Genomic DNA, 12962 nt, shown 5'->3' on the forward strand with positions numbered 1-12962 from the left:
AGAAAATGTCAACAGACCCTAGTAATGTTGTTTTTTTTACTTTAAATATTTGTTTGTACATTCATTACAAGAAAACTACGCTAAAAATAACGTAACTTGGTTTTTGTACTAAATGCGTTCATCAAAAAATCAAAATAAAATTGACTTTAAAGATAGTTTTTTATCTCATCAGAGCTTCAGTCATGGAAATTTAATTCTTTAGCTTGCGCAATTATCCAAGTATTTTTTATTGAATTATCACAAAAGATATTCTTTAAAATTTTGCTTTCTTTATTTAAAAATTAGCCTTACTAAGCAAAAAAATAGACATATGTTCCACGTGAAGTCACGCTTTCTTGCTTCAGCCCACTTAAAGTCATTTCGGTCCAATAATTTTTTTATAACTGCTATTTATGAATCAGCTATTTAAAACATTATTTTTAGCTGAAATGGCACATCAATTGCAGAATTTATCGCCAGTATTTGTGCTACTTTTGTCTGTAGACACCTAGAAATGTCATGTATTCACGGTATATTAAAATTAAGAACAAGCGGGGAATGATTAAAATGATTCAACAAATTGCTGCTCCATTACGCGAAGACGTACGTTTACTTGGGAATTTATTGGGTGAAACCCTCAAGGAGCAAGCAGGACAAGATTTGTTTAATCAAGTCGAGCAAATTCGTGCATTGTCTAAAGGTGCGCGAGATGGACAAATTGAAGCCGAAAGAGAACTCGAAAAACTATTATCTAGCTTAGGCGATGCCGAAATTCTGCCTTTAACTCGAGCATTTACCCATTTTCTTAATTTTTCCAATATTGCCGAACAATATCATGTGGTTCGTAGCCGTCGCCAAAGTGAATTTGATGAAACACTACCATCACCAAATCCACTCGATCATTTATTTGAAAAATTTAAACAGAACCAAATTTCATCAGATGTGCTTTATCAACAAATTTGTGATTTAAAAATTGAATTGGTTTTAACAGCTCATCCAACAGAAGTTAGCCGTCGTACACTCATTCAAAAATATGATGGTATTAATGACTGTCTACATAAGTTTGATCAACAAAAATTAACGCCACGTGAACGTCAAACTGTTTTAGCAGATTTAAAACAATTGATTTGTTCCGCTTGGCAAACCGATGAAATTCGTCAAAACAAGCCAACTCCAATTGATGAAGCAAAATGGGGCTTCACGACAATCGAGCAAACGTTATGGAATGCTGTTCCAAAGTTTATTCGTGAACTCAATGGAATGGTGCAAAAACAATGCGGTAAAGACTTACCTTTAACTGTTGCGCCTGTTCGTTTTGCGTCTTGGATGGGCGGTGACCGAGACGGTAACCCAAATGTAACGCATAACATCACCCAAGAAGTACTTTGGCTTTCTCGTTGGCAAGCCGCAGATTTATATTTACGTGATATTGAAGATTTACGTTGGGAACTTTCAATTCAGCAATGTTCAGATGAATTAAAACAAGCGCTAGGCAAAGATCATGCAGAGCCGTATCGTGAATATTTACGTGATACACGTGAACGCTTAAAAGCAACACGCTATTGGTTGGCAGAAAAACTTGCAGGTCGTGATGCAGATGAAAACCTCGTTATTAAAAGCAAAGATGAACTCTTACAACCTCTCTTTTTATGCTACCGCTCTTTAATTGATTGTCATTTACCTGCAATTGCCAATGGCAAATTGCTCGATTACATTCACCGTGTAAATTGCTTTGGTATTGAACTTTTAAAACTCGATATTCGTCAAGAATCTGGTCGTCATCGCCAAGCCATTTCAGCAATTACGGAATATCTAGGTTTAGGCAACTTTGAAACTTGGACAGAACAAGCACGTCAAAACTTTTTGTTGCAAGAGTTGCAAAGTAAACGTCCACTCTTGCCTAAACACTTAAATGAGCCTGCAAGAAGCCTAATTGAACATCCTGACGTTCAAGAAGTATTTGCAACTATGCGAACTTTGGCAGAACAACCGCAAGAGAGTTTAGGTGCTTATATTATTTCAATGGCAGAATATCCAAGTGATGTTTTGGCTGTTCTTCTTCTGCAAAAAGAAGCCGATATTAAGCACCCTTTACGTGTTGTGCCGTTATTTGAAACATTAAAAGATTTAGATGGTGCAGCAGAAACCATGAATACCTTATTTGGTATGCATTGGTATAAACAACATATTCATGGCAAACATGAAGTGATGATTGGCTATTCAGACTCTGCAAAAGATGCAGGTTTTATGTCTGCAAACTGGGCGCAATATCGTGCCCAAGAAGAGTTAACTGCTGTTGCACAAAAGCATGGTGTACAACTGACCCTCTTCCATGGTCGTGGTGGCTCAATTAGTCGTGGCGGTGCGCCAACACAACAAGCTTTGTTCTCGCAACCACCTGGTTCAATTTCAGGTGCCATTCGTGTGACTGAACAAGGTGAAATGATTCGCTTCAAGTTCGGTTTAGAAGGCATTGCACTACAGAACTTAGAGATTTATACCGCAGCAACTTTGGAAGCAACGCTTTTACCACCGCCTGTTCCGAAAGATGAATGGCGTGAGTTAATGCATCAAATGACCGATTTATCTGTTCAGGTATATCGTAAAACGGTTCGCGATAATGCTCATTTCGTAAAATATCTACGTACAGTAACGCCTGAACTTGAATTGCAAATGCTGCCATTGGGTTCACGTCCTGCAAAGCGTAAAGTCAGCGGTGGTATTGAATCTTTACGTGCAATTCCTTGGGTTTTTGCTTGGACACAAATTCGCTTGATGCTACCTGCTTGGTTGGGAACAGGCGCAGCAATTAATCAAGTCATCGCCAATGATCAGAAAGATCTTTTAGATGAAATGCTAAAAGAATGGCCTTACTTCCAAACGCTCATTGATATGTTGGAAATGGTACTTTCAAAAGCAGATAGTCACGTGGCTTTATATTACGAAGCGCATTTAACACAAGATGAAGATTTGAAAATTTTAGGTGAGGAATTACGCCAACGTCTAAAAGATGCAGTAAAAACTTTGTTGGCACTTAAAGGTGAATCTAAACTTTTAAGCAGCAATGATGTTTTAGATCAATCGATGAAAGTGCGTAAGCCTTACTTACTCCCTCTACATTTATTGCAAGCTGAATTGATGAAACGTCGTCGTGCATATATGGGGGAAAATCAAGCTGAAGTTACCCCTGTAGATCATGCATTAATGGTGAGCATTGCGGGTATTGCAGCAGGATTACGCAATACAGGTTAATTAATAATCACTTATAAAAAAGCACACATTAACGTGTGCTTTTTTAATGAACGTTCATTAAAAAAAATTATTAGCGATATCAGTAAAATTACAATGATTACAGATAGAAACAAAACTCTCCTTGTACTCATTAAGTGCTGATTTAATGCTGTTTTTCTATTTAAAAACTTTTATCAGTCGGTAAAAACACATGTAAAGTCAGGTAATTAGTTTGAATCTTTTTTTTGTTAAAGACATTAAAACTTTTTTACAACAAGAGTATGATGTGTTCAATTTATCTTTTGAGTGCACATTTTATGTCCAACTGGTTTCCAAAATGGCGTCCATATGAAGGCAGTATTGATGCACGCCCTGTAGGTACAAATGAATATTTACCTCCAGTACAAAGCGTTGTATTAGGTATACAACATGCTTTCGCTATGTTCGGTGCGACAGTTCTAGCTCCATTCTTAATGGGTTTCGACGCTAACCTTGCCATTTTAATGTCAGGTATTTGTACCATCTTGTTCTTCTTTATAACGGGTGGTCGCGTTCCTAGTTATTTAGGTTCTAGTTTTGCATTTATTGGGGTTGTGATTGCAGCAACAGGTTATGCTGCTTCAGGTACAGGTGCGCCAAATACCAATATTGCGCTAGCCGCAGGCGGAATTATTGCGTGTGGTATTTTATATACCATCTTCGGTTTCATTGTGATGGCAACGGGAACTCGTTGGATCGAAAAACTGATGCCACCTGTAGTCACAGGGGCTGTCGTAATGATTATTGGTCTGAATTTAGCACCAGTGACCATTAAAGGCGTCGCAGGCAATAACTTTAATATGTGGATGGCTTTAGTGACTGTGCTTTGCATGGGTTCAATTGCCGTATTTACCAAAGGCTTGTTACAACGTTTATTACTACTGGTGGGTTTATTACTCGCTTATTTAACGTATTACATTATTTCCAATGTCATGGGTTACGGCACGCCAATTAACTTTGCGCCTATTCAACAAGCTTCTTGGTTTGGTTTACCAAGCTTCCATGCTCCAGAATTTAGTGCAAATGCAATGCTAATCATCGCACCAATCGCACTTATTTTAGTGGCTGAAAACTTAGGTCATATTAAAGCTGTAGGTGCAATGACAGGTGAAAACCTTGACCCACATATTGGTAAGGCCTTTGTTGCAGATGGTATTGCAACAACTTTATCTGGTGGTGTTGGTGGCCCAGGTATGACCACTTATGGCGAAAACATTGGTGTGATGGCGGTGACTCGCGTTTACTCAACCATCGTGTTTGTATTCGCAGGGATCTTTGCCATTTTCTTAGGCTTTTCTCCTAAGTTTGGTGCCATTATTCACACCATTCCAACTGCAATTTTAACGGGTGCATCTATTGTTGTATTCGGCTTAATTACTATTGCAGGTGCAAAAATCTGGATTGAAAACAAAGTCGATTTCTCGAAAAACAAAAACCTGATGGTTGCTGCAGTAACTATTATTTTAGGTACAGGTGACTTTGCCCTTCAATTTGGTAGTTTTAACTTAGGTGGTATTGGTACCGCTACATTTGCAGCACTTATTCTGAACTGGTTCTTCAGTTTGGGCGATAAATCTTAATTATTAAATATAAATTTTATAGCAGTCTTCGGACTGCTTTTTTTATGTCTCATTTTTTCATAAGATGAAGCTACATATAAAATGATGATTCGCCATGCGCTTAGATTTGTTCGACCTGCAACTTGTCCTTCATATTGTAGATACAGGAAGTCTCACCAAAGGTGCTGAACGCTCTGCTATTTCTTTGCAAGCGTGTAGCGAACGTATTAAAAAGCTTGAACAATTATTGTCGGTCAGTTTATTTACTCGTTATTCTTCTGGGGTAAAACTTACGCTTGCAGGACAAACTTTTGTAGAACATGCACAACAAATTTTGCAGCAAACAAAACAATTACAACAAGCAATGGCGCCCTTTTCTGAAGGATTAAGCTCAAGTATTACTTTATGGTGTAATTCATCTGCACAAAGTGAATATTTACCCTTATTGTTACCGCAATATTTAGTGGAAAATCCCAATACGCAAATCGATTTAAAAGAAGCTGAATCGAATGATATTGTGCATGCCATTGAAAATGGTTCTGCCAAATTGGGGGTAATTTCGAGTTTTTTTAAGTCACATCAATTACAAACTTTAGAATTTTCAGATGATCCTTTGGTGCTCATTTGCCCTCAAAATCATGAGTTGGCGACACAGAAAAATTTAAAACTTTCGGACATTTTATCGCATGCTTTTGTGGGTTTAATGCAGCATCATTCCTTACAACAATCTATTGAAACTCAGGCAAAATTATTGGGTTGTGCTATTCAATATCGTTTACGTTTACCGAATTTTGCAGCTATTGCACAGGTGATTGCCAATGGTGTGGGTATTGCGATTATGCCGAAACGTGCTGCTTTGCGTTTAAAGGATTTTTATAGTTTTCAACAAGTGGAATTGACAGGTGAATGGGCAAACCGAAAGCTTTTACTAACTGCGAAAAATTTTGATGATTTGCCTGTAGCCTATCAGCACTTTGCGCAGTTTTTAATATCGCAGAATAGTCAGTTGAAGTTGGGATGAAAACAACAATTTTGCATAATTGCCTTTATGTCTACCAATTAAAATACAGCCTCTTAATTCTTTTTCCTATTATTGTGCCAACGTCTATCACCGCAAAATCATATAGCTACCCAAAGCAATTAAGCCAAAGAAGAATACTTTACGAAATTTTTGCTCAGAAATACGATAACGAATTTTTGTCCCTAACCACATTCCCACCAAAGCAGGAATCAACGCAATGGCAGACATTCCGTAATCAATAGGCATATTTTCTACTGGGTTTTGGTGCAAAAATACTGCCAAACAAATGGTCGAAGTTGTAAATGCCAAACCAAGCGATTGAACCAAATCATCACGTTGCAAATTCAAGGTCTGCAAATACGGTACAACGGGAATCACCACCACCCCTGTCGCCACCGTTAAAGCACCGCCCAAATACCCCATAATGGGTGATAACCATGTTTCATGCTTCGACAAATTTGGCATGCTTTTCGCAAACAAACCATACATACCATAAAGCGCGAGCATGCCACCTAAAAGTGCCTCGCTATGAAAATCTGTATGACCTAAAGTTGGAAAAACACTCCAAATAGAACCCACAATAATGCCAAGCAATAACAACCAAAAACGTTTGATTAGTTGTAAAACTCTCCCCTCGGCAAAAAGTTGCCAAAAATTTGTCACCATAGAAGGAATAATCAACAAAGTTGCCGCTTGAAACGGGCTAATCACCATGGTCAACAAACCCATAGACACAGCAGGTAAACCTAAACCAATCGTGCCTTTAATCATGCCTGCGAGCGCAAATACGGTAATAACAAACCAAACCATGTGATAAATCCTTCATCAAGTTTGGCTATGCTAATGAAAAATGCATCTTTTAAAAATCAGTGTTTTATGTAGTAAGCCTCAATTAAATATTGAGGCTTACTTTTAAAAGTACAGGTATAAAAAAAGCATGCTAAACATGCCTTGTTATGGTCGTATTTCTTTTAATTCACGACGAATGAAATGCTGAATCATTTCTCTATAAATATTTTCAATTAAATCTGGATCTACACCTTGATCAGAGGCTTTAAGTCTAACTTTTTCAATTACTTCATCTACTCGTGTCGGCTTTACATCTTCGAGTGATCGTTTAAAACGAATCGCCTGATCTACATAAAACTGACGTGTCGCCATCAGTTCAATCAATGCATCGTCAATTAAATCTATTTGACTACGCGCAGCTTCCAACGATTCCACTTTTTCTTTTTTCATTTGAACTATTCACTATCCGTATTACTTTCATTTTTATACTTCTCTTCTAACACGTTACTGAAAATACTTTCAATCATCCAAACACGATATAAGCTATTAAATACATAACTTTGTCCATCAACTCTTAACTCAAGCACAGGAAAATTTGGCTGAGATTTCATTTCACAATGGATATCGTTCTGTTTAAGCTTTCCAATAACATCCAAATCCGTTAACTTTTCTAGCTCTAATTCACGCATTAATTCATTTAAATGAGGTGTATAGGATAAGTCTTTTCCTTCCGTCCACACTGCTTTCAAAATACGATGTATTACGTCTATTTGTTGTTCTTCAGGCACACTATAAAACAGCTTTGCCATATTCACCGTAGTGATTTCGGTTGGTCTACAAAATGGTGTAAATGCAACTTCTGTACGCTTCGACAACCGTGTTGCTAAGCCCCAGTCGAAAAGGTCTCGATCATGGTAACTAAGTGGATAAACATTCAATTGAATATTGTAATAATTGGCTAATTCTTCTTTGATATAAGCAAGTAATAACCACGAAATTGGATCTTCCAAAGCAATATATAAATCTAACTCAGGATCTAGACCCTGAATCTCATTTAACTCTTCAGCATCACTAATTAAATGCTCTCGCCAATCAATATGATTGATCAAAAATATGGGGTTGTCTGTCAGTAAATTTTGTCTTTTTAAGCGACGAGTAAGACGTAATAAATCATCTACTGCATGATATTTACGTTCACCAAATTGAAAATAGCTTGCAAGAACTTCATCATCATTAAAAATACGTTCTTCAAAGTTTTGAACTTTATGATGACGGCTTGCCATTGCAAACAGTGTCCGTAATTTTCCATTTTGCTTTTGCCAAAGCATGTGAAAAACATCTTCGAGTAAATATAAAAAATCCTGCCCTCTTAATGGGGTATTTTTCAATATAACTTCAGCCTGTTTTAGAGCTTCTTTAGCAGGCTGTTCGGGTGTTTCGTGAAAGCTAAAACGATGTTGTTTCGATAAGATTTTAGCATCATTTAAGCAATAATTTTGCCACTCTTTTGCAGACATATGATTTGGGGGTTCTGCCGTCTGGCTAGAAATCACCACTTTTAATGGTTTTAATTCTTCTCTTAAAATTTCTTCTAATTGGGGTAATTGTTGTACCGCTAAATAACTATAAACATCATCTAAGCGCAAATGAATACTTAACCCCTGATCTATAGACAACACCTCTTGGCGAATCGGTTTTTGATAAAACCAACTCGATCTGATTGGATCGAACCAACGGCGCAGCAATGACATGAGATAAGCCTCGAAGAATATAGATTGCCCAATCACACGATTAGACAACCATTTAGTTTTTTAAATAATTAAAAGAGTATAAGCCCGATGAAAAACTTATAGCAATTCAAAACAAAATGTTCAATCTTTTGATAAGCCTGATTTGTTAAAAATCAATCAGACTTCAACCACTTTAACAGTATTTTTCTCATAAAAAAGCACCCAATAAAATGAGTGCTTTTTTAACGCTAATCTAAAATGATGAGATTATTAGATGTCACGTATCGCGCCTTTCGAAGCACTCGTCGTATGCATTGCATATGCTTTTAATGCTTTTGAAATTTTACGTGGACGATCTTCAGCAGGCTGCCAACCTTTCGCTTCTTGTGCTTCACGGCGTGCTGCCATCACTGCATCTTCTACCGCCAAATGGATGGTACGGTTTGGAATATCAATTTCAATACGGTCACCATCTTCAACTAAAGCAATTGCACCACCTTCCGCAGCTTCAGGTGATACGTGACCAATTGAAAGACCTGATGAACCACCAGAGAAACGACCATCTGTTAATAAAGCACAATCTTTACCTAAACCTTTCGATTTCAAGTAACTTGTTGGATAAAGCATTTCTTGCATACCGGGACCACCACGTGGACCTTCGTAGCGGATCACCACTACATCACCTGCAGTGATTTTACCGCCTAAAATCGCTTCTACTGCAGAATCTTGGCTTTCAAAGACACGTGCTACACCGTTGAATTTCAAAATTGAATCATCCACGCCCGCAGTTTTTACAATACAGCCCTCAAGCGCGATATTACCGTAAAGTACTGCTAAACCACCATCTTTAGAAAAGGCATGTTCTGCATTACGAATCACACCATTTTCACGGTCACCATCTAAACGTGTGTAGTAACGATCTTGTGAGAATGCTGTTTGTGTTGGTACGCCACCCGGCGCTGATTTGAAGAACTGATACACGTCTTCATCTTCAGTACGGATAATGTCCCATTTGTCCAAAGCATCTTTTAAAGTTGCTTCGTGAACCGTTGGTACAGACGTATCAAGTAAGCCTGCACGATCTAATTCACCTAAGATAGACATAATGCCGCCCGCGCGGTGAATATCTTCCATATGTACATTTTTTACCGCAGGTGCAACTTTGCACAGTACTGGCACTTTACGAGATAAACGGTCGATATCGTCCATTGTAAAATCAACTTCTGCTTCGTGTGCAGCTGCCAATAAATGTAGAACTGTATTGGTTGAACCACCCATCGCGATATCTAAAGTCATGGCATTTTCATACGATGCTTTAGTGGCAACATTACGTGGTAATACACTGTAGTCATTTTGCTCATAATGACGTTTGGTAATTTCAACAATCAATTGACCAGCTTTTTCGAATAATTTTTTACGGTTTGCATGCGTTGCAAGCGTAGAACCATTACCTGGAAGTGATAAGCCCAATGCTTCAGTTAAGCAGTTCATCGAGTTGGCAGTAAACATACCTGAACATGAACCACATGTTGGACATGCAGAGCGTTCATAGGCTTTTACTTCTTCATCTGTATAGTTATCGTCTGCTGCCACAATCATAGCATCAACAAGGTCAATCGCTTGTTCATTACCACGGATTTGAACTTTACCTGCTTCCATTGGACCGCCTGAAACAAATACAACAGGAATGTTCAAACGCATCGATGCCATGAGCATCCCTGGAGTAATTTTGTCACAGTTTGAAATACACACCATCGCATCTGCGCAATGTGCATTTACCATGTATTCCACAGAATCTGCAATTAAGTCACGTGAAGGCAATGAATACAACATGCCATCGTGTCCCATAGCAATACCGTCATCAACGGCAATGGTATTAAATTCTTTTGCAACACCACCAGATGCCTGAATTTGTTCAGCAACCAACTGACCTAAATCTTTTAGGTGAACATGACCCGGTACAAATTGGGTAAATGAGTTGACTACAGCAATGATTGGCTTACCGAAATCTTCATCTTTCATACCTGTTGCACGCCATAAGCCACGTGCGCCGGCCATATTTCTTCCGTGAGTTGATGTTTTTGAACGATAATCTGGCATGGTGTTTTCCAACAATGTATATGCTTGAATAAGTATTTGCCTTATTCTGACGAAATATTCGTATTAATATTCAATATATCAGCCAAAGACTGAGCTTTCATACTATAACTTGTGTTTAAAGCATGATCACTGAACTTTTCATCATCTACATGAATTTTTAGTCAATCTTTAATTCAATATATGATTCTTTTCTACTATACCGCTATATGAATAGATAAAATATAAAACTTATATGAATAATTTTTCAATTTTGCATAAATAAAAGCTATAAAAAAGGAGCTCCTAAGAACTCCTTTTTATCGCTTGCTTATTGCTTATTTAAAAATATACCAATACATTGTTTTGCATCTGGATCTAAACAAATTTCTGCAGACTTTTTAGTGATCCATTTTAAGGAAAATGCAGATTTTTGATTTGAATAATTCATTTTATCTCCTCCGCATCCCAATAAACCGTTATCATTTTTTACAACTAGTGAAAGAATATCTAGCTTTAAGTTATCTTGAGAACGTATAACTGCAAATTCTCCATGTAGCTTTTTTTGATTCCCTTCATAGGTAAATGTACCAGGTTTTTTAAACTCATAACTTTCTATACATGATGCTTTTTGATTTAAAATACTCCATTTCCCCCAGAACTCCTTATCTAAGTTTATGGTGTTTTTTTCCATAGCGTATACAGGTGATATGCTTAATAAACCAGCTAATACTAGTGTAATTTTTCTAATCATTAGAATTTCCTTGCTTAAACATATAAGAAAAAATTGCGGTTAAGCAACAACTAACAACTTTTTCCTTTCCAATAATATTTTTCGACTTTTTGATTTTTATCAAAATTAATTCTTAACTGACAACGTTTATACTCATTCTTTTCGATAGCCTTAATATCTAAAACATAGTTCCATTGTTTCACATTAAAAATACCAACATTAAAATGTGGGTTACCTAAAATTGCTCGAATTTGATCTTTAGTCAAACCACTATCTAACTGCTTAATCTGTGTAATATCGTAGCGACTAATTTGTTTCAAATAACTATCTTTAACATCGGGGAATTCAACTGTATCTGATGCAACTTCCTGAGTATCCAATACCTCTTTTGCATTTACTGTACCTTGAAAAACAAATCCAAGTATTAATAACCCTAATAATTTTTTAATCATTTTACTTATCTCAATATATTCTTATTTAACCATTACTAATATTTATTAAAAAAAGGGAAACGAGTTTCCCTTTTTTATATCACTTCATAAATTAATCAATTACACCACTAATACCGATACGTACACTTGGATCACCTTGTGAAGCTGCTGCTACACCGCCTGTAATAGACCAACGTCCGCTATCTGCTGTTTTACGCAAGGTAACACCAACTGCATTTTCTCCACCATGATATGCAGCACCAACAGAGTAAGTATATTTACCAGCAATAAATGGGGCTGATTCTAAAGCCATAGCTGCAGCTATGCCTGCATTTGCTTTTTTTCTCAACACTATCAATACGTTCATTTGTTGAATAAAAAGCTTGATTTAATTCGACACGTAAATCATCTACTTTCCCGTCCAATGCTGAAATTGCACTTCCAACATCATTATGGCTACCATAACCAGCTATTTCGTATACAGGTGCATTAAAGCTCTTTGTAATGTTGTCATAACCAGCACCACCACCTAGATATTTTGCAACTTCATCAACTTGGCCAACATTTGCTGCATCATTTGGAGTTACGCCTTTTGCTACATTTGAAATAACTTTATTGCCAGCATTAATACCAGTGTCCTTATTAATGACTACATCACCAACAGTAACATTATCAGATGTAATATTCTTAATAGTTCCTTTATCAGCAATAACATCTTTTGCTGTAACTTTATCGACACTAATGTCTTTTGCTAATGCAATCGAAATTGTACCTCCACTTACAGTTGTAGAAATGTTGCTATCTGCTCCTTTTATTTCAACTGTAGTACCAAGTTTTGATGTATTTGACCCTGAGTTTCCTGTAAAAGTTAGACCTTTATTTGTTAAATCATTCGTCACATTTGTTACGGCAGTATTCAAATCACCTGCATTTACTGCGTTCTTTTCATTAGCAGCTACAGTATAGTCTCCTGCGCTTGCAACATTAGAAAGTTGAGTTCCATTAGCACCACCAGCTAAAACAACTTTGTCCTTATTTACAATTCCATTTGGATCCTTTTCATACTGTACAGCACTATCAGATAGCTTAGTCACTCGATCACTAACACCATCAATAGCCGTTTTATTCGCTGCAATATCCATCGTATTCTTATCAGCTGTAGTTTTTACCGCTGCAATATCCGTCGTATTCTTCGCAATATCTGTCGTATTTTTCGCTACTTGTACCTTCGTAACCGCTACATCAGTCTTGATATCAGAAATATCACTCGCATTTTTAGCAATATCTGTCGTGTTCTTGGCTATAGCAGTAGTATTCGAATCAGTTTGCGCTTTAGTTACCGCAATATCCGTTGTGTTCTTCGCAATATCTGTC

At 37.1% G+C, this 12962-nt stretch carries 9 protein-coding genes and 1 pseudogene; 3 read left to right on the plus strand and 7 right to left on the minus strand.

Annotated elements, in window-relative coordinates; genetic code table 11:
* The first annotated feature begins 546 nt into the window (after positions 1–546).
* The 3 genes from ppc to A6M14_RS04220 all read left to right on the plus strand — a co-directional run bounded on the left by ppc (position 547) and on the right by A6M14_RS04220 (position 5829).
* On the plus strand, positions 547–3231 hold the full coding sequence (ppc, locus tag A6M14_RS04210; RefSeq protein WP_152873766.1) for a phosphoenolpyruvate carboxylase: 2685 nt from the start codon (positions 547–549) through the stop codon (positions 3229–3231).
* Between the two features lie 296 nt (positions 3232–3527).
* Entirely contained in the window at positions 3528–4829 is a 1302-nt protein-coding gene (locus tag A6M14_RS04215; protein WP_152873767.1) for a solute carrier family 23 protein, read from the plus strand.
* Between the two features lie 94 nt (positions 4830–4923).
* On the plus strand, positions 4924–5829 hold the full coding sequence (locus A6M14_RS04220; protein ID WP_152873768.1) for a LysR family transcriptional regulator: 906 nt from the start codon (positions 4924–4926) through the stop codon (positions 5827–5829).
* An 87-nt stretch (positions 5830–5916) separates the two neighbouring features.
* Here the strand turns inward: A6M14_RS04220 and A6M14_RS04225 are convergent, their stop codons facing one another.
* The 7 genes and pseudogenes from A6M14_RS04225 to A6M14_RS04255 all read right to left on the minus strand — a co-directional run.
* On the minus strand, positions 5917–6639 hold the full coding sequence (locus A6M14_RS04225) for a sulfite exporter TauE/SafE family protein (protein WP_152873769.1): 723 nt from the start codon (positions 6637–6639) through the stop codon (positions 5917–5919).
* A gap of 144 nt (positions 6640–6783) precedes the next feature.
* Positions 6784–7068, minus strand: coding sequence for a chorismate mutase (locus tag A6M14_RS04230; protein ID WP_152873770.1), 285 nt, complete (start codon positions 7066–7068; stop codon positions 6784–6786).
* Between the two features lie 5 nt (positions 7069–7073).
* Positions 7074–8369 (minus strand): hypothetical protein, encoded by a 1296-nt coding sequence (locus A6M14_RS04235; protein ID WP_152873771.1) that lies wholly within the window; start codon positions 8367–8369, stop codon positions 7074–7076.
* A gap of 249 nt (positions 8370–8618) precedes the next feature.
* Positions 8619–10448, minus strand: a complete 1830-nt coding sequence (ilvD, locus tag A6M14_RS04240) for a dihydroxy-acid dehydratase (protein ID WP_152873772.1) — start codon at positions 10446–10448, stop codon at positions 8619–8621.
* Between the two features lie 307 nt (positions 10449–10755).
* Positions 10756–11178: a hypothetical protein gene (locus A6M14_RS04245; RefSeq protein WP_152873773.1), complete on the minus strand. Its 423-nt coding sequence runs from the start codon at positions 11176–11178 to the stop codon at positions 10756–10758.
* A 50-nt stretch (positions 11179–11228) separates the two neighbouring features.
* A complete protein-coding gene (locus tag A6M14_RS04250) occupies positions 11229–11609 on the minus strand; it encodes an outer membrane protein assembly factor BamE (RefSeq protein WP_152873774.1) in 381 nt (126 codons plus the stop codon).
* A 91-nt stretch (positions 11610–11700) separates the two neighbouring features.
* A pseudogene (locus A6M14_RS04255) lies at positions 11701–11980 on the minus strand (YadA-like family protein); the annotation flags it as partial.
* Positions 11981–12962: the final 982 nt, after the last annotated feature.

Source organism: Acinetobacter portensis, assembly GCF_009372215.1.
Taxonomy (GTDB): Bacteria; Pseudomonadota; Gammaproteobacteria; order Pseudomonadales; family Moraxellaceae; genus Acinetobacter; species Acinetobacter portensis.